The 16570-nt window shown below is 63.4% G+C and carries 18 protein-coding genes; 8 read left to right on the top strand and 10 right to left on the bottom strand.

Annotation, left to right across the window (positions count from 1 at the left end; translation table 11 throughout):
- Positions 1 to 58 precede the first annotated feature (58 nt).
- A complete protein-coding gene (locus AUL34_RS16570) occupies positions 59 to 2020 on the top strand; it encodes a histidine kinase dimerization/phosphoacceptor domain -containing protein (protein WP_244492613.1) in 1962 nt (653 codons plus the stop codon).
- Between the two features lie 505 nt (positions 2021 to 2525).
- Here AUL34_RS16570 and AUL34_RS16565 read toward each other — a convergent pair.
- From AUL34_RS16565 to AUL34_RS16540, 6 genes are all read right to left on the bottom strand, one after another.
- Entirely contained in the window at positions 2526 to 2723 is a 198-nt protein-coding gene (locus AUL34_RS16565) for a hypothetical protein (protein WP_192845775.1), read from the bottom strand.
- A 210-nt stretch (positions 2724 to 2933) separates the two neighbouring features.
- Positions 2934 to 3611 (bottom strand): arylesterase, encoded by a 678-nt coding sequence (locus AUL34_RS16560; protein ID WP_202814964.1) that lies wholly within the window; start codon positions 3609 to 3611, stop codon positions 2934 to 2936.
- 212 nt (positions 3612 to 3823) lie between these two features.
- Positions 3824 to 4201, bottom strand: a complete 378-nt coding sequence (locus AUL34_RS16555) for a DUF1622 domain-containing protein (RefSeq protein WP_061936028.1) — start codon at positions 4199 to 4201, stop codon at positions 3824 to 3826.
- Positions 4202 to 4212: 11 nt separating this feature from the next.
- Positions 4213 to 4602: a hypothetical protein gene (locus tag AUL34_RS16550; protein ID WP_192845774.1), complete on the bottom strand. Its 390-nt coding sequence runs from the start codon at positions 4600 to 4602 to the stop codon at positions 4213 to 4215.
- A gap of 16 nt (positions 4603 to 4618) precedes the next feature.
- Positions 4619 to 4813 (bottom strand): hypothetical protein, encoded by a 195-nt coding sequence (locus tag AUL34_RS16545; protein WP_061936025.1) that lies wholly within the window; start codon positions 4811 to 4813, stop codon positions 4619 to 4621.
- A gap of 186 nt (positions 4814 to 4999) precedes the next feature.
- Entirely contained in the window at positions 5000 to 5806 is an 807-nt protein-coding gene (locus AUL34_RS16540) for a helix-turn-helix domain-containing protein (protein WP_061936022.1), read from the bottom strand.
- A gap of 107 nt (positions 5807 to 5913) precedes the next feature.
- Between AUL34_RS16540 and AUL34_RS16535 the strand changes: the two genes are divergently transcribed.
- The 6 genes from AUL34_RS16535 to AUL34_RS16515 all read left to right on the top strand — a co-directional run bounded on the left by AUL34_RS16535 (position 5914) and on the right by AUL34_RS16515 (position 9686).
- Positions 5914 to 6273 (top strand): nuclear transport factor 2 family protein, encoded by a 360-nt coding sequence (locus tag AUL34_RS16535; protein WP_061936019.1) that lies wholly within the window; start codon positions 5914 to 5916, stop codon positions 6271 to 6273.
- Positions 6270 to 6611, top strand: coding sequence for a putative quinol monooxygenase (locus AUL34_RS16530; protein WP_061936016.1), 342 nt, complete (start codon positions 6270 to 6272; stop codon positions 6609 to 6611). Before AUL34_RS16535 ends, AUL34_RS16530 begins: the two co-directional genes overlap by 4 nt.
- A 213-nt stretch (positions 6612 to 6824) precedes the next feature.
- A complete protein-coding gene (locus tag AUL34_RS16525; RefSeq protein WP_061936014.1) occupies positions 6825 to 7811 on the top strand; it encodes a hypothetical protein in 987 nt (328 codons plus the stop codon).
- 87 nt (positions 7812 to 7898) lie between these two features.
- Positions 7899 to 8294 carry a hypothetical protein gene (locus AUL34_RS22370; protein ID WP_156420966.1) on the top strand — a complete coding sequence of 132 codons (396 nt, stop codon included), beginning with the start codon at positions 7899 to 7901 and terminating at the stop codon, positions 8292 to 8294.
- Positions 8237 to 8764: a hypothetical protein gene (locus tag AUL34_RS22645; RefSeq protein WP_061936011.1), complete on the top strand. Its 528-nt coding sequence runs from the start codon at positions 8237 to 8239 to the stop codon at positions 8762 to 8764. The genes AUL34_RS22370 and AUL34_RS22645 overlap by 58 nt, the downstream gene beginning before the upstream one ends.
- 88 nt (positions 8765 to 8852) lie before the next feature.
- Complete coding sequence (locus tag AUL34_RS16515; protein WP_244492612.1) at positions 8853 to 9686, top strand: hypothetical protein; 834 nt, start codon at positions 8853 to 8855, stop codon at positions 9684 to 9686.
- A 65-nt stretch (positions 9687 to 9751) separates the two neighbouring features.
- On the opposite strand, the gene AUL34_RS16510 is transcribed toward AUL34_RS16515, so the two are convergent.
- Both AUL34_RS16510 and AUL34_RS16505 read right to left on the bottom strand, forming a co-directional pair.
- A complete protein-coding gene (locus AUL34_RS16510) occupies positions 9752 to 10672 on the bottom strand; it encodes a hypothetical protein (RefSeq protein ID WP_061936008.1) in 921 nt (306 codons plus the stop codon).
- Between the two features lie 78 nt (positions 10673 to 10750).
- Positions 10751 to 11632: an MBL fold metallo-hydrolase gene (locus AUL34_RS16505; RefSeq protein ID WP_061936005.1), complete on the bottom strand. Its 882-nt coding sequence runs from the start codon at positions 11630 to 11632 to the stop codon at positions 10751 to 10753.
- Positions 11633 to 11956: 324 nt separating this feature from the next.
- Between AUL34_RS16505 and AUL34_RS16500 the strand changes: the two genes are divergently transcribed.
- On the top strand, positions 11957 to 12928 hold the full coding sequence (locus AUL34_RS16500; RefSeq protein WP_370539053.1) for an alpha/beta fold hydrolase: 972 nt from the start codon (positions 11957 to 11959) through the stop codon (positions 12926 to 12928).
- 2069 nt (positions 12929 to 14997) lie between these two features.
- On the opposite strand, the gene AUL34_RS22365 is transcribed toward AUL34_RS16500, so the two are convergent.
- Positions 14998 to 15852, bottom strand: coding sequence for a DUF6731 family protein (locus tag AUL34_RS22365; RefSeq protein ID WP_156420965.1), 855 nt, complete (start codon positions 15850 to 15852; stop codon positions 14998 to 15000).
- A 93-nt stretch (positions 15853 to 15945) separates the two neighbouring features.
- Positions 15946 to 16569: a hypothetical protein gene (locus AUL34_RS16485; protein ID WP_061935993.1), complete on the bottom strand. Its 624-nt coding sequence runs from the start codon at positions 16567 to 16569 to the stop codon at positions 15946 to 15948.
- Position 16570: the final 1 nt, after the last annotated feature.

The raw sequence follows: 16570 nt of genomic DNA, 5'->3' as shown, positions 1-16570 counted from the left end.
GCAGGGCGTCGCGGGCGACATCGAAGGCCGGTTGGCGCCAAGTTGGCATGGGCTGCCCGTGGCGCAGCTCATCGGCCAACCGTTTGATGCGTCACTGATCCCCGCAAACGAAGTTTCTATTCTGGAACCGGTGATCGGCCAGCGTGAGACCTTCGACGTCTCGGCGCATCGGTCGGACGGGCTCATCCTCATCGAACTGGAGCCCGCCGAGGCGGCTGGTGAGAGGCCGCTGGCCATGCTGGCCATGCTAGAAGCCGCCAGCCACCGGTTCGAGCGTGCGATCGGCCTTCGCGAGCTATACCGCGAGGCTGCCGAGGTATTCCGTGAGATCACCGGCTACGACCGGGTGATGATCTACCGCTTTCTCGAAGACGACGCAGGCGTGGTTGTGGGGGAGGCGGACGCCGACGGCGTCGGGTCCTTCATGAACCATCACTTCCCGGCGGGCGACATTCCGCGTCAGGCCCGGGAGCTTTATGTAAGCAACCGGATCCGCGTCATTCCGGATGTGAACTACCAGCCGGCACCCATCCGTTTGCAGGCGACTCCGACCCAGGCGGTCGATCTCAGCGATGCCGCCCTGCGTAGCGTGTCGCCGATCCACCTCCAGTACCTTCGCAACATGGAGGTTGGCGCCTCAGCCTCCGTGTCGATCGTTCAGGACGGTGTCCTGTGGGGGCTTATCGCCTGCCACAATCGCACCACTCGCCGCTTGTCGCTTCCGGTTCGCGTTGCCTGCCGAACGCTGGCAAGCGGCCTGTCACGCCAAATCCGCGCCAAGGACGAAGCCGTTCTTTATCGCGAACGCATCCGTTTGCGAGCCAGCGAAGATAGAGCCTGTGCAAGGCTCGGACCGGACAGGACGCTAGCGCAGTTCTTTCGAGACGCCGGAAAGGATCTGCGTACGATGCTGGACGCGGACGGGTTCGCAGCGATCCAAGGCAGCGACCTCTTTACCCATGGGCGCTGCCCGGACGAGCCGACGATCCGCGAACTTAGCGCCTACGCGCGCCGAACCATTCCCCATATGCCAAACGCGACCGACCGCCTGTCGGAGAAACTGCCGGAGGCGGACCGTTACCGCACGTTGGTTAGCGGTTTGCTGAGCGTCGTGATGTCGAGCGAGGTTCCAACCGTCCTCCTGTGGTTCCGAGCCGAGAAGTTGGAGGTCGTCAATTGGGCAGGGAACCCGCACAAGGATGTCGCGTCAGATCCGAACGCCGTGCTGACCCCGCGCTCCTCCTTTGAGGACTGGACTGAGACTGTCCGAGGCCCCTCGAAGCCTTGGTCACTCGCCGAGACGGAATCCGCAGAACGCTTGGTGCAGCGACTGGGCGAGGAACGCGGCACACAGCGGCTTCGAACCCTCAACGAGGAACTGGCGCTGACGATCCGCGAGAACGAGGCACTGATCGGCCAGAAGGACTTCCTTCTGAAAGAGGTCAACCACCGGGTTCAGAACAGCCTCCAGATCGTCATGACCTTTCTGCGGATGCAGGCTCGTGAAGCCTCGGGCAGCGAGGCGGTGGCCCAATTGACCGAAGCACAGAGGAGGATCAGCGCGGTCGCCCTGGTGCACCGCCGTCTGTACAACGGGGTCAGCGTCGAGGTCGTCGATCTCGGCCAATCCATCGACGAGCTGGTTGACGATCTGGCGGCTTCGATGGCGGAGGAATGGCGCGAGCACATCCACCTGGATCTCGTGCCCGTCCTGATCTCCGCCGACCGCGCGGTCCCCGTCGGGCTCATCGTCACCGAGCTCGTGATCAACGCCAGCAAGTACGCCTATGACGGACAGGCCGGGCCGTTGGCGATCGCCCTGGAACAGCACATTGATCGCTTCCGTCTGATTGTCGCAGACAGGGGGCATGGGAAGGGTACGGTCGTAAAGGGTACAGGCTTCGGTTCGCGAATGATGGACGCCGTGGTCGATCAGATCGCCGGCAAGTTGGAGAACCACGACAATCGGCCGGGTCTGCGTACGGTCGTCTCGGCGCCGGTGAAGATGAACTGGTCCTGAGGAGGGTGGCGGTCTCCGCTTGATGGCCTCCGGCGAAGTTCTGTCCGACGATTGTCCGCTTACGGGATGGTCGAGGAGATCAATGTAGGTCTTCGACGGGTCGGAAGCAGTCCTTCGACCTGATACGCAAGAACGAGCTAGCGGCGGTCTGAGTGTGTGGATCTCTCCGGACGCCACCTCGGCGCTGATGTCGATCAGGCAGGGCTCACCACCCGTGACCGGGGCACCGCCCCACCGCACTACGTCGGCCGCGGGCAACTCGATCTCGTAGCGCTTCCTGGATCGCTCGACGCCCAAACGCGTCGCCGTCTCCTTCCAGGCGACCGTTCCGCGGTACCGATCCGGCGGAAGGACGATGTCCCCGCCGACCCGCGTATCGACCGAGACGAGGAAATTCATCGGCCCGCCCATCGGACGCGAACCCTTGCGCAGCCTCGGCAGCTTTCCGGCTTTCATAGGCCTCTTTCCGTGACCGCCGGCCGCGGCATACCATGTGTGCTTGTCGTCACGCCTCACCCCGGTCGCGAACCCGCCGGCCCCGTGTTGTCAGCCGCCACCATCGTGCGCCGCGCCAACCGACGTCCACCTGCGCGAGGCCAAGGTGCTTGAGTTGCGCGACGGCCTCGAGGATCGCCGTCGGCAACTCGCTCTCCAGGCAGCCGATCGCCTCGCCGTCCGACGCCCAGCCCGTTAGGCGGAGCATGGCCCGACACTGGACGGGCGTCAGATCTTCGAAGCGTACGGCCATTCGCTCTCGCGTTGTTCGGCAGGGAATACCAAGAGGCTGGTCCGCGTGTCGACGCCCCGCCCGGAACCGAGCCCGGAGGGCCGGCCCCGGTCCATCGAGACCCCCGGGGCGTTCAGCCCTATCCACTCGCAGAATGCGCCGACGGGGCGCAGTCTGCCGATCTCATCAATCGGCTGCCGCGCGACGCTTCTCAAGCTTGCCCAGCTCGCGCACGACAGTTGGGAGGATGCCCTCGACTATGCGTTTGACCCCGGCGGCGTTCGGATGGATGCCGTCGCCAAGGTTCAGGTTCCGGTTGCCCGCGACGCCCTTCAGAAAGAACGGGTAGAGCGCCGCGGAGTGCCGCTCCGCCAGCCGGCTGTAGATCGGAGCGAACGAACGCGAGGCATCGTTGCCCAAACCGGGCGGGACGACCATCCCGGCAAGGACCACGACCTTCGACTTGCTTCCGACGTGTGACAGGACGGCCTCGAGGTTGCGTTCGGTGGTGCTGGCCGGCACACCACGGAAGATGTCGTTCGCGCCGAACTCGACGATGGTGAGGTCGGTGCCCGTCGGCACGGCGCGTTCCATGCGCGCCACAGCTCTGGCCGACGTGTCGCCCGAGACCCCTGCGTTGGCCACCGTCACGTCGTAGCTCTTCGCCCGGAGCGCGGCCTGCAACTGCGCCGGGAACGCCTCGCCCGGTCGCAGACCATAGCCGGCGACGAGGCTGTCGCCGAACGCAACGATCCGGATCGGCTCCGAGGACGGCTGCGCCAGGGCGTCGCCGCCCGCCGCGACCAGGACGCCGAGCATGGATAGGCCCGCCGCGGCGGCTCGGAGAGGAACTCCTTCGGGCATGGAATGTCCTGAGGTTGGGTGGGGGCAACCGTACATGGGAGCGAAGAGCCGAATTTGCGACGGAGCGACGGATCGATCCGCATGCGTCTCATCGTCCCTTCACGACGGGGCTGCGGATCCCGTCCCCACGTCGTTGTCGATCCTTACGGGCGCATCGTTTGCCGGGGCCGGCGCGGACGCGTAACCGTGGATGATCGTACGGCGAACCGGCCTCAACCGCTCCTTGGGTCGGCCCGGTCCTTCGAACCCTTCTGCCATGGCCACCTCCCGTCGATCTCCACCTCCAGCGAGAAGCTGAGGAAGGTCCGGATCGCGACGATGCCGGCGAGGACGGCAAGGCTCTCGAGGCTCGGTTCGATGGCAACGGTGTTGATGATGTCGGCCGCGACGAGAAGTTCGAGCCCGAGCAAGATCGCGCGGCCGATGCTGGAGCGATAGGTCCGGTACGGGTCGCTGCCGGCGGAGGGGGAGGCCCGCTCCCGTAGGTATCGGACCGTCGCACCGACGATGCCGACGACGATGGCCAGGATGCCGAACACCTCGATGGCGCGTGTCGTCCAGTGGAGGAGGGGGACGAGGTCGAGATCCATGGGACGAACGGCTACGGCCGCTCGGCGGAACGGTCGATCTCCTCCAAACGCCGGACATCGGCGTCCTTCGACGCCTCGATGTCCTCGCGCTCCAAGGACCGGAGTTCCGCCTGCTGTGGCTTCTCCCGACCGACCCGCGCTGTCAGTTCGGCAAAGCCCGGATACGATCCTTCGGCGCCAAGCTTGTTCGCCAGGCGAAGGTATCGGATGGGAAAGGCGATGGCGTCGAGATGGGAGGGGCTGAGATCGGCCCGGCTCCGGTCGGCCGTCACGGTGTCCTCGACGTCCGCGAGCGCGGCGTCGAGGTCGGCCTCGCTCACCGCGCCGCTCTGGCGCAACGCCGTCATCAGGGCCGACAAGGCAGCATATAGGCCTTCGAGCTGAAGGTTGGCGGTGTTCATGGCACTACCTCCCGGCTTAAGTCTTCCGGCCCGGCCGCACGCTGTCGATCGCGGTGCGGATCACGTTCTTCCGGCGGCGGGGATCCATGTCGGGTACGAGCGTGCCCTTCAGCATCTCCTCGCCGATCGCGGCGGTCTCCTCCTTCGTCAGATCCCGGCGCCGCATCTTGCCTGCCTCGATCTCCCAAGCGTTCATCACACCTTTGGTCATGGGAATCCTCCTGTCTGCAACCACGAAACCTGGGATGCGAAGGCGATGTTCCGGCGTGCACGCCAAGGTGGCGATCGAAGTTCGTGCGCTGCCACCGAGGCCTGCTGCCTCCGACCACGAAGGGGATGAGACCCTGGGCAAACCGCCTTGCGGCTTGCCACCGCGTCAAACGGAAGGGTCCGCGTGCTATCGGCGAGCCGTGAGAGCTTCGCGGGTCGCTTCGTCGGCCGGAAGAAAACCCTCAAGCGTCAGTTCGGCGAGAGCGACGTCGCTCGCTGTCCCGAACACCGTCGTGGTCGACAGGAACGACAGCCGTTCGTTCGTCAAAGGGTGTCTAAGGAGCAAGGGCACCGCGATCGAGGCCGCTGGCGAGGTCTCGAATGCCGCTTCCGATCGGCCGGCGGGACTCGGCAGGGCTCGAAGCCGCTCGTGGAGGCGGGCGAGTTCCCCGTCCCCCGAACGGGCCGCGTCCCGCCGCACGCGCTCTAGGATATGCTGCCGCCACTCCGCATAGTTCAGGATGAAGGGCGCGAGCCCGTCGGAAGACAACGACAGGGTCAGGACGTCTACACCGGGATCCAAAAGGCGCCTTGCGACACCTTGGAGGAGAGGCGGAAGACCTTCGTTGGCGGCAACGAGGCGCCAATGCCGATCGACGGCGAGCGCTGGATACGGCTCGTAGGCGTGAAGAACGGCGCGCACCGCGTCCATGGCTGCGGCCATGTCCGGACGGTCGAGATCCCGCTCGGCGAAGATCGGCGCGTAGCCCCCGGCGAGGAGCAGGCGGTTGCGTTCGCGCAGCGGCAGCTCGAGCCGTTCGGCCAGCCGCAGGAGCATGTCGCGGCTGGGCTGCGAACGGCCGCTCTCGACGAAGCTGAGATGGCGGGTCGAGACCTCGGCCTCCAGCGCAAGGTCGAGCTGGCTGAAGCGGCGCCGGCGTCGCCAGTCGCGCAGGACGTCTCCCACCGTGTCGCTCGCAGTCGTCGCCGTCATGGCTCCTCTTCTGGCATGGCGTCGGCCTTGTGCCCATGACCTTGGACGTAATCGTCGGACGGCGTTGGATTGAGCAGGGTCCGAACTCCAAACAACGGGAGTTCGACATGCGAACCGCGCTCGATACCGCCAACGACTACCTGGCTGCCTGGAACGAAACCGAACCATCTGCGCGCCGGCACCGCCTTGACGCTTGGCATCCGGACGTGCGCTACCGCGACCCGCTCATGCAGGCCGACGGCCGGGCGGCGCTCGCCGAGATGATCGAGGGGGCCCGGGCGCAGTTTCCGGGCCTCTCCTTCCGCCTCCAGGGAACGGCCGACGGCCACGGCCCCTTCGTGCGCTTCTCCTGGACGCTCAACCCGGATGCGGGGCCGGCCGTTGCTGCCGGCACGGACGTCGTGCGCCTCGACGGGAGCGGGCGCATCGTTGAGATCATTGGCTTCATGGACGAGGTGCGCTCATGAGCGTCGCGTACGTCATACATTTCACGGTGCGGGACGGTCAGCGCGAGCGCTTTCTGCGACTCCTCACCGACGTGCTGTATGCCATGGCGCACGAGGTGAACTATCGCGGCGCCGTGCTGCACGAGGATCCCGCCGACCCGAATCGCTTCCTGCTTCATGAGGTCTGGGCCGACCACGACGATGTCGTGAAGGTTCAGATCCACCGCTCGTACCGAAGGGAGTGGCACGAAGCGCTGCGCGAGCTTCTGGACGGCGATCGGACTATCGAGGTTTGGCGGCCCGTTGCGTTTCCGACGTCCGCTCCGGAAATGGCACGGCTCGCGATGCGACGTCTGTAAGGGTTTGATCGCGGTCTGATTCGTTCCGTCAGCGCTTCGCTCGGGATCGGAAAGGTTGTCGGTTCGCTCACGGGCGAGACTTTCTGACATCGACTGCGGCAGGGCATATTCTCTATCCTGCCTAGCCCTGTTGCTGGGCAACAAGCCTTAGCGGAGGGTGCGATACGATTCCTGGACCGTTTCTTTCGTCGCCCGCAGGTTGCCTCGGTGCCGATGACCTCCACGTCCGACAGCCTCGCGCCGACGGAGGTTCCGTCACATCCCGGTGGCATGAACCCGATCCTGCGCCTTGCGGACGATTGGCGCCTACCCCGTCACAAAACGCGCTTGGATGTCATTGCGCGCTGCGGCGTTCAGCCGGATCCGATCTACGCATGGCCGGCGCTCGTCTTCACTGATGCCGAACCCCTACCAGGCGCACTGGCGCCTTGGACGGCTAGCGCCTTCGAGCGCATCCCGCCCCAGTTCCCGATCACCCGCTTCACCACCCTTGCATGGTTCGAGGACGACGCGCACGCCAACCTTCGGCGCGTCGCTGATCATCTGACAGCATCGCTCGGGCCCACGTCGGTCGGTCGTCGGTGGAACACCGTCGTCGCCGCGTGGCGCTCGGGGTTGGCTGACGTTTCGCTGGTGGCTTGGCCGCCGAGCTGGCAGTCGCACGATCTGCAGAAACCGTCCGAGGATCGCGAGCCGCGGTTGAAGACGGCTTGCCACGTGACCCTGATAACGGGCTTCCGCTTGGCTCTCAGCGATAGAGAACGGGGTTGGGTGCGAGAGTTCCAACCCATTGCGATCGACGGGGAGGTCGGGACAGCGCGCATGGCAAGAGCCGGCCGCCTTGCTCCGGGTGAGACGGAACTCGAATACGTGCGCGACCCGGAAGACGTGGTCGAAGACCGGCAACGGATGCTCGGTCTGTCTGCGGACGGCGAGGCGCTGATCGTGGTGTCCGATCAGCTCTTTGTCATCCGCCGCACCGAGATCCTGCATCTTCGAGTGGTTCGCATGACGCCGGCCAAGGGCGGTGGCGGCTCGTCGCTTCATGCCCATTGCCGCACGCGCGCACCCGGCGCTGACGATCAGTCTGTGTTCCTTGCGCAGCATGGCGATCCCGACGGCATGACAGCACTTGGGCGAGAACTTGGTCAGCGGCTCGGTTGTTCGGTTGAGGTCAGCCCCTACTACCCGGATTGCTAACCCCGTACGAATGACGGCTGGGACCGGCGGCGATAGGATCGAGAAAATCCATAACCCGAAATGAGTTCGTACCCGGCAGGAGACAGGATGGGTAGCTGGTACCTTGCAACCGGAAGCATGCGCAAACAAGCGGTGCTCGGCTGGTTGCGACCGGCGGGCACTTCCGTGGTTCTCGTGCTCCTGCTCAGCGTCCCGGTTGCAGCCGAACCGAACGTCCTCGGCTATGCGAGCGAAAAGGTCGTCTCCGCCGCGCGTACGAGCCGGGCAAGCGTTCATCTTGCCCTTTCATCTGACGAGTGGCCGTATCGTGGGATTCTGGTTGCGACTGGCAACGTCCTGTCGCCGCTGGCTCACTGGATCATCGTCGATCTCGACCTCATGACAATCCGGCAGGCAACCACCCGTCTGGCCCATGGGGAGGGCCGATGGAGATCGAAAGCGAACGCACCGACGCCATCTCGGCTGATGAGCGGCGCAACGTGATCGCGTCCGGAAACGAGGTCTGGAGCATGCCGGATCTCGATCCGCCAGCGCTTGGTCAGACGACGGACCGCCTGTGCAGCGTGGCCTTGTTCGATGGCGACGACGTCCTGCACGAGGTCGGCTCCGATTGTCTGAGACCACGCTTCGTCGGGGTGCTGGAAGCCTTGGCGACGTCCGCCGAGGCGCGTGCCGGGTCGAGGGAGCATGCGCCAGCTCCCCCTTCCGCGGAGGCGCCGATCGGCTCCGCGCATCGCGAACTCGACGGCACGCTGGTCCTTTGGCTCAGAGCCGAACGGGAAGGCGGGTCCATTGTCGGACATGGCGAGTTGCGGTACCCGCCGGGCCACCCGGACTATGACCTTGTCCTGCGCCATTTAGGACCGATCCCGCCGGGCGGTCAGGTTCTCGTGCGGCCATTTCCGCCACGCTGGACGGACGAACCTGCGCCGCCTCAGCGACCGAGGTCGTAGGTCGCCGTCGCAATCATCTGGGGCGCGACCCCTCGTTCGCGCGCTACAATGCCTTGCGGCATCTTGCGGGGCACTCCGTTCGCGTGGAGTGCTGCTGCATGCAGCTCATGACACCCATCCTGCAACAAGGCGAACTGATGGATACGTTGGTTTCAGCAGCCTACGGGTTGGTCATCGTGGCGGGGCAACGGCAATCGTCCTCGGCACCTACTTCCTTGCCCGGCGCGTCCTGCCGGACGGCACCGACGTCGATCGAACACACGACGTCGCAGGATCGGTCGCGTTCCGGATCGCCGCCCTGCACGGCCTGATCCTTGGCTTGGTCTATGCGCAGGAGCTCTCCGACTACAAGGACGTCCGCTCGGCTCTGATCGAAGAGGCGATAGCCATCACGGACGTCTATAACGACATCTGGCGGTATGGCGGTGCAGAGGTCGGCCCGGTACAGGCGGGGCTGAAGCGTTACATCTCGACGGTGATCGATGACGAATGGAGCATGCTCGGTCGGACCGAGGGGCTCTCGCCGCATGCCTGGAAGGAGTGGGAGGCAGTGTACGAGGCGCTTCTGAACCTGACCCCAACGACGAACCGCGAGCGATGGTTGGGCGATCGCATGCTGGGCCGCATTACGGATATCGCGAAGTTGCGCGAGATGCGCGAAGCGGGGGTGTTCGGGCGCTTCAGCAGTCTGTTCTGGGCGCCGGCGATTGCGGGACTTGTTCTTCTCTCGGTACCCTTCCACGTCTACCGACCGACGCGGGGCCATCTCGTCCTGCTCGCGACGTTTGGGGTCTACTCGGGGATCGTCCTCTTCTTCATCTACGCCTTCTCGAACCCCTTCCGACCGCCGGGCAGGCTGGAGCCAGTCGCCTTCGAGAGGCTGTTGAGCGGAGACCTCGATGGGAAGTTACCGCCCCGATGACGCTGGGAACATGCTGCTTCGGGTCTGTACCGTGCGGAGCAGCCAAGAGCCTGCCCAGAGGAACCTCAGAAAGCAAAACGAAGCTGGTCCGGCGCCGACTGCGACGGACCCACCATGTGCTCTCGCAACGCCTCGGAGAGGACAGGGTCGATACCGAGATCCTCACGGATCAACCCGTGGCGCCAACGATGCGCGGAGCCAGGGTGAGGCCAAGGCGGACAGTCAACGATCGGGTACCAGCACACGCCCTCGACCTGAGCGCCCCGGGCGGATGCCCAATCGACCTCCGCCAGGATGTGCTCGAGCCAGCGCCGCTTGCCGAAACCGGGAAAGCGGCGCCGCTGTGCACGGTGACCGTCGTGCCAGCTCGTTTCGGCGACGAGGACGGGAAGGCCGTAGCGCCGCCAGCTCTTCAGGATGGCCCGGCCTAGCGGAGCGCGCGCAGTGTGCGGGTAGCTGTTGATGCCGATCGTATCGACGACGCCCGCGCCTACGAGCCTGTCGACGGCGGCGAACTGGCGCTCGCCGATCCCGTTGATTGGGTCGCATGCGAGGAGGCGTACCTTGGCATGGTGGTCGCGTGCCGCCCGTCCCATGACGATCGCCATGTCGACGGCCTCCTCCCAAGCCATTCCGGCGAGCATCGGGTAGATCGAGGGTTCATTCACAGGACAGAGGTGCAGGGGCCGATCGGGGTCTGCGGCTTGTGCGACCGCGACGGCATGCGCTGCCGGGTCCGGTGGTCGATCGAAGTGTGCAAGATCCCAGGTGATCTCCATGCCGGACGCCTCGGCCAACCGCATTCGGGGGGCAGGATCGTGGCGCCACGGCAGGCCGTCACGCCCGCGACAGAGACCGTGGGCCCGCACGATGGCGTAATGCTCCGCCATGCGGTCGTCGGGCAGGTGGCGGGTGGTGACGAGGAGGTCATGGTCGGACCAGCCGAGATGGCCGCACTCGAACCCCGCCCAGATCGGTATGCTCATGCGACGGACAGACCAGGCGGGCATCGACGGGTCAAGGATTGCTCGACGTGGACTAGGTACCAATCGTTCGGCAACCGTCTACATGGTCGAGGAAGCCCCCTGAACGCTGCGAATGGTGGCCCGCAGGTTCTTTCGGTGGAAACGCTCATAGAAGGTTCGAGCGCTTGGCGACAGGTTAGTCGAGGAGGGAACCAGGTCTGTCAGCTCAAGGCCATCCGGAATGGGATCGCCGTCGCGCAGGAACGCGAGGTCACTGGCTCGTCCGACGCGCGAGGCCAACTCTTCGAAGTAGCGAAGGTTCTGGCTGACAACCAAAGGGTCGTTTGTCTGGCCGTGCGCCAGGACGACATGTTCCGCGTCCAGTTCTTCGATGAGATGAAGCGAGGCGACAAGCGAACGCAGATCCTGCGGATCTTCGCTGGAGACCACCGGGATCGGCGCCTCCACGGCATCAACCGCAAGGCACGTCTTCAACTCCGGAATCCAGACCGCGACATGGTCGGGAGTGTGTCCGGGAGTGGAGACTAGGTCGAGTGTGAGATCACCCCCGTCGAGCCGCAGGCGATCCTGAAAGGTCACCGTCGGGGCCTGCAGGGCAACGTCCTGAAAGCTCACGTCCTCTGACGCCTTGGTTTTTAGCTTTTGCTGCGTCGACGGGGCGTGGAAACGTCGGTGAGCCTCCTCGTGGGCGATGATGACGGCGCGATCGGCGACCGCTGCATTGCCCCAGAAATGGTCCCAATCCATGTGCGAGTTCACGACGACCAGGGGACGCTCGTAAAGGAATGGATCGACGAGGGCGAGGGCGGCATGACACCTTGCGGGCGTGTCGAGGGTATCGACGAGGACGTTGAAACGTTCGGTTCGAACGAAGACCGCATCGACTAGATCACCTGCCCGAAGAACGACGACACGCTCGTCTAGGCCGGGATAGGTCGCAAGTTCCACCGCGCTGCTCATCACAACCTCCAACGGTTCGTCGATCGTAAACGATCGCCATGCTCTCGCGGCACCGGACCATAGGACGGTGCACGCTTCCGGTCCGGTCGGCAACCGGCAGGACGGCGACTGCGAAGCGTTGCGCGCCTTGCGTCACCTCGTCGAACCGCCAGTCGCTCACGCCAAACGCAGCCTTCGCCCTTCTCGACGCCTGATTGCAAGCGTGAAACCGCCTGGGCTTCGCCGGGGTAGCGCCGCTACCATTACGTCTAATCGATCTAGGAACCTGGCGTATTCCGGAGTTGACGAAAGCACCGCATTCGAACGTTCGGGCGGACGGCCGCCGTGTTCACTCGCGTGCCGGGCCATGACCTGCCGCATGACATCGGTATGCGGTTCCCGCGGACCATCGCTGGATCCCTCGTGACCGGACGTCGTTGCGTCTCCATGATATCCACGGAAGTTCGCCATCGGTTGATCAACACGGGGAACGTGCGGCTGCACGTGGTGGAGGCTGGACCTTTGAGTGGAGAGCCGGTGGTACTCCTGCATGGCTTTCCAGACTTCTGGATCGGCTGGCGCGCGCAGATCGGTGCGCTTGCTGCCGCCGGCTACAGGGTCGTCGTGCCGGACCAGCGTGGTTATAACATTAGCAGCAAGCCGAAGGGCATCCGCCAGTACGCGCTGCCGAAGCTCCTAGACGACCTAGCTGGACTAGCAGATGCGATGGGCCTCGAGCGGCTCCATCTCGTCGGCCACGACTGGGGAGGGATCGTGGCGTGGTCGGCGGGCGTCGTGATGCCGAGCTGCCTGGCCAGCCTTACCGTCCTCAACGCGCCGCATCCCGAGGCTCTGTTTCCCTATGTCTTGCGTTCTCCCTCGCAGATCCTGCGAAGCAGTTACGCGGCCTTCTTCCAGTTTCCCATCGTGCCGGAAGCCCTGCTGCGTGCGCGACAGTTCGCGCTTCTCGTTCGTGCCGTTGAGCGATCCAGTTGCCCCGGAGCATTCACGGCCGACGACATTACGGCCTATCGGCAGGCTTGGGAGCAGCCGGGCGCGATCAGCGCTATGCTCAACTGGTACCGCGCCCTGCGCTTTCGCCCGCAGATGACGGAGCCGATTGATGTGCCGACGCTGGTGCTGTGGGGAATGCGCGACCGCTTCCTTGAACCTGGTCTCGCCAGAAGTAGCCTCGCCTTCTGCCGGGACGGGGAGTTGCAGACCTTCTCCAACGCGACACACTGGCTTCAACGGGACGAGCCTGCGGCCGTTAGCGCCGCCATTATTGCCTTCATCTCAAAACATCGTATCACCTGACCCCAGTCGCCGGGCCAAACCGGCTGAAGATGTCCTGACGGAACCCAACACCGGGGCCTGATCGACTAGGCGGGCGAACACCTTGGTGGAGTCCTACGCGTTGCGGGCGAGGGCGCCTCGTTGACATCACGGAGGGCATGGCGAGCCACGGCCCAGAGCCCGAGTCAGGGAACATCCGTTACGGCGCCATTCGTGGGGATGTCGCTGACCCTTAGCGACGGCTACCGGTCGGTGCGGCAAACCGCAGCCCAGTGAGTACCGACCTTCTAAGCCGATGGTCGCAGGTTCGAATCCTGCCGGGGTCGCCAAATTAAGTTCTTGTTTTTGCTTGGTAATTAGCAACGACAGCGGCGTCTACCACGGGCAGGTCATGTTGCATCGTGTTGCGTCGTAAGCCATTGTTTTGCAACGGTTTGCAGAGTGTTGCGGCTGCTGCGTGCAACAAGCAATGCAACATCCGGTAGCCGTTCAGGGCTGGGTTCCAATCACGTTCGATGACCTTCTTCCTGCCCACAAACGGCCGGCATGATCCACTGCTGGCCGTATTGTTAGGAAGAGAACATCAGGCATCGAACACCGGCACGCCATGCGCGCGATGCGACGTTCTCCAGGCTTCACGCCTAATAGAACGCATCCGGAACGCTTACCAGATCGAGCAGGATGGCCACTGGGGCGGCACAACGTGCCGGTAGGAGATTTCCTACCCTGGTAGCGAAAAACGCTTCAGTGAGCGTTTAAACCGGCAAAGAACAGGTTTGCCGAAAACGGCGCTTTACTTCGAATCGCTCAAGCCATAAGGAAGGTTGTCGAGCACACCCTCGTTGTCTGCCTCGTCGTCGCTTCGTCAGCCCAATGGGCATAGCGAACTTCGACGGAACCGTCGTCGAAGGGCAGACAAGGCCAACTTGTCGACTTCCATTATGGAGTCGCCTTATGGCACGAGTATCGTGTTCGATCACGGCGCCGGTGTCGGTCATCGACTATTGGCGCTACAGGCACGGCAAATGGGAGCACGTGTGCTCTCATTGCCGCCGTTATCCGCGGTAGCCGCCGCAGGAGAACGTTACACCTGTCAAGAAAGGAGAGCCCTGCCGCAAGGTGGGGCTCTTCGCGTGCCTTCAGTCAACTGACTGTTGACAAGCGGCTTGTACGCCGAAAGTGCGCTATGCACAAGCGGATATTTTGCTGAATTGGCAAAAGTCAAGCTCAAACAGGTGCTTACGATCTATAGGTAGTAGGTCGCCGCGTTGTGCATGACAACATCTAGCACCCCGGATCATAGAGGTCAGTTGGCCGACTTGGACGCGAAGGCGCATCAGGCCCGCCAGTTTTGGCCGAGTTCGTCATCGAACCAAAGTTCGACTTCGGCCATGGATCCCCGAAGCGATCGGAAGTCCAAGTAGGCGTCATAGCCTTGGTTTCGCACCCATTTGACGAAATCGCTGAAGCTTGGAGGTGAGGGGGCTTGTAGGGGTACGGCATTTTCGCGTGCCCAACGGGACGCCAGCTGTCTCACCGCTCGCTCTGCTTCAGCTTTCTGCAACTTTCCCCATGCCTCTGGCGGTGATCCCAACCTCGGCCGAACTACGGTCCTGCCGACCTACAGAACGATTCGCCCAGCGCGAAAGCTTCCAGCCAAAAGCCGGAGCGACCATAAATAGGAGAATGCCCATCCTATAAACGCGGTGGATGACCACGACCGAACGCTCCCCGGTTCCATCGCCCAGATGCCTAGGATCAAGGTGTACACAATCACCAACAGCGTTATCGAGATGTTCAGCTCAAACTGGGTCAGGAATTGCTTGAAAACGACATTGTCGTGTAGTCGCTCGATGTAGCGCGTTGCGCGGCTACGCATAAGAGCCCAAACAGCCAGAGACGCCCCCCATATGACTGTGAGAAGTGTGAACGTGTACGAATAAAGGCGGTCTAGCTGCGGACCAGAGAAACTTACGTATGAACCGAAGCGGTCATACAAAATGGCCGACAGAAGGGCGACCACCCAAAACGCAACTGTACTGCGTCTCAGTGCGGTCAGGTGGCGAACAAAAAAGATTCCGACTGAATCGCTAGACATATTTTTTTGCCGTTTGATAAGCCGCGTCCAGGAATGTCTTCTTTATCTTCCAATCTGGCTTCGGGTCGCCCAAAAGCTGTAGTGTCTGCTGCTCTTTGACCTGGCCTCCGATGAAGTCGAGGATTGGACCTGCCTCATCAGGTTGTGTCACCTGCAATTTCTTCACCTTGCCGCGGTCCGCAGATCGCTCACCCGCGAGCCAGCCTACGACCTTCTTCAGCTTCGACACATCTAGCCCGTCCCGCCGAGGGCCGACGCCAATCGAGGTATTTATGTAGGCACCATCCATCAATTCCGTCAGGAAGGCCAACCCGTCTCGAACATTCACCAATTCCGGATCGACAGTTTGCAGATTGACGGGGTCAGCAATTTTCAGGCTGAGGGTACCGTTTTTCGATTTTGCGAGGTCTGCGACCTTCTGTGCCGTTAACACCGGAAATACGGCACAAGGAGGGTGTTTGGCGATCGCCGCGACGAGGTTCAGGAAACTAGATGGGCCCCCAGCGGTTGGCCGGGCCTCAAAGCCAAGCGCCTTATTTCGCTCGTCATAAATGAACCCTGCATGATGTCCCAAGCTCTCTCCCGGGAGAAGGTTCAGGCGCTCAGCAGGCTTTCCTTGGGGGACCTTAGACGGGAAAGCGGATGATTGCAGCCGGATGATCTCTCCGATCCATATCGGCCCCTTCTTACATCCATGCGGCTCAAGCCTGAACGTCGCGTTTTCGAGTTTGGCTTGCAATCTGCTGCCGGTAGCGTTCATTGCGATTTGCAATGAGGAAGCGAAGTCAGGAGCGCTCGGCGCTATCGCTGCGACCTTCCAAAACTTTACCGTGACATCTCGATCCATAGGTCCCGCGGCTTCCGACTCACACGAAAAGTACGATCACGTGTGGCATACGCCGTTGACGTCGTGAAACTGTAAATTGTGGACCCACACTCGTCACAGCTCGCCCGCCCGGCCATTCGGCCGCACGACGATCGCCGGGTTTTGATGCGACCCGCCCTTCGCCATCGGCACCTCGCGGAACGTGAAGAAGATGTCGGCCTCGCTGTCGAACCGGGTTGTGGCGACGGCTGCGATCGCGGCGTAGACTCCCTTCGGAGCCTGCTTCGAGCGGGCCGGCAAACCGTCCTTCGGATCGAGCTTGACGCCGTAGGGCACGTCAGACGCGATGACGAACTCGTCCGCGTCCGGAATGTCTGCGCTCGAACCGAGCTCGATCAGCCGGCCGTCGGCGTAGACGCTGTGCGAGGCGCGGTAGGCGCCGGTCAGCCGCGGCGACTCCAATTCGAGCTGCCGCAGGATCCAACGCACCGCGACGGTCTCCGTGTTGAACTCGGCGACGATCGTGCCGTCCGGCTTCACGCTGCCGAGCGGCGCGCCCTGGCGCCCATCGACGGCCAACTTCGGCTTCCCGATCGTTCGGCCAGCCGCCGCCTCGTTCTTCGCCTTCGTGATGGCGATCTCCTCACGCGCGAACGACGCCAGCATCTTGGACCGGGCCGCTGGACTCTTCATCTCGTCGACGAGAAGGGCGAGCTCGCGCGTGAAGGGATCGCTCATG

The organism is Aureimonas sp. AU22 (assembly GCF_001463745.1).
In the GTDB taxonomy this organism is placed as follows: domain Bacteria; phylum Pseudomonadota; class Alphaproteobacteria; order Rhizobiales; family Rhizobiaceae; genus Aureimonas.
The sequence above is the reverse complement of the archived record's forward strand: the minus strand, read 5'-3'. Positions and strand labels throughout refer to the sequence as shown.

Coding starts and splice junctions, on each gene's coding strand:
- AUL34_RS16505 (WP_061936005.1), bottom strand. CDS start 11,632: ATGAGCAGCGCGGTGGAACTTGCGACCTATCCCGGCCTAGACGAGCGT.
- AUL34_RS16560 (WP_202814964.1), bottom strand. CDS start 3,611: ATGCCCGAAGGAGTTCCTCTCCGAGCCGCCGCGGCGGGCCTATCCATG.
- AUL34_RS16555 (WP_061936028.1), bottom strand. CDS start 4,201: ATGGATCTCGACCTCGTCCCCCTCCTCCACTGGACGACACGCGCCATC.
- AUL34_RS22370 (WP_156420966.1), top strand. CDS start 7,899: ATGGGTAGCTGGTACCTTGCAACCGGAAGCATGCGCAAACAAGCGGTG.
- AUL34_RS16510 (WP_061936008.1), bottom strand. CDS start 10,672: ATGAGCATACCGATCTGGGCGGGGTTCGAGTGCGGCCATCTCGGCTGG.
- AUL34_RS16540 (WP_061936022.1), bottom strand. CDS start 5,806: ATGACGGCGACGACTGCGAGCGACACGGTGGGAGACGTCCTGCGCGAC.
- AUL34_RS22645 (WP_061936011.1), top strand. CDS start 8,237: ATGGAGATCGAAAGCGAACGCACCGACGCCATCTCGGCTGATGAGCGG.
- AUL34_RS16550 (WP_192845774.1), bottom strand. CDS start 4,602: ATGAACACCGCCAACCTTCAGCTCGAAGGCCTATATGCTGCCTTGTCG.
- AUL34_RS16565 (WP_192845775.1), bottom strand. CDS start 2,723: ATGCTCCGCCTAACGGGCTGGGCGTCGGACGGCGAGGCGATCGGCTGC.
- AUL34_RS16485 (WP_061935993.1), bottom strand. CDS start 16,569: ATGAGCGATCCCTTCACGCGCGAGCTCGCCCTTCTCGTCGACGAGATG.
- AUL34_RS16545 (WP_061936025.1), bottom strand. CDS start 4,813: ATGACCAAAGGTGTGATGAACGCTTGGGAGATCGAGGCAGGCAAGATG.
- AUL34_RS22365 (WP_156420965.1), bottom strand. CDS start 15,852: ATGGATCGAGATGTCACGGTAAAGTTTTGGAAGGTCGCAGCGATAGCG.
- AUL34_RS16530 (WP_061936016.1), top strand. CDS start 6,270: ATGAGCGTCGCGTACGTCATACATTTCACGGTGCGGGACGGTCAGCGC.
- AUL34_RS16525 (WP_061936014.1), top strand. CDS start 6,825: ATGACCTCCACGTCCGACAGCCTCGCGCCGACGGAGGTTCCGTCACAT.
- AUL34_RS16535 (WP_061936019.1), top strand. CDS start 5,914: ATGCGAACCGCGCTCGATACCGCCAACGACTACCTGGCTGCCTGGAAC.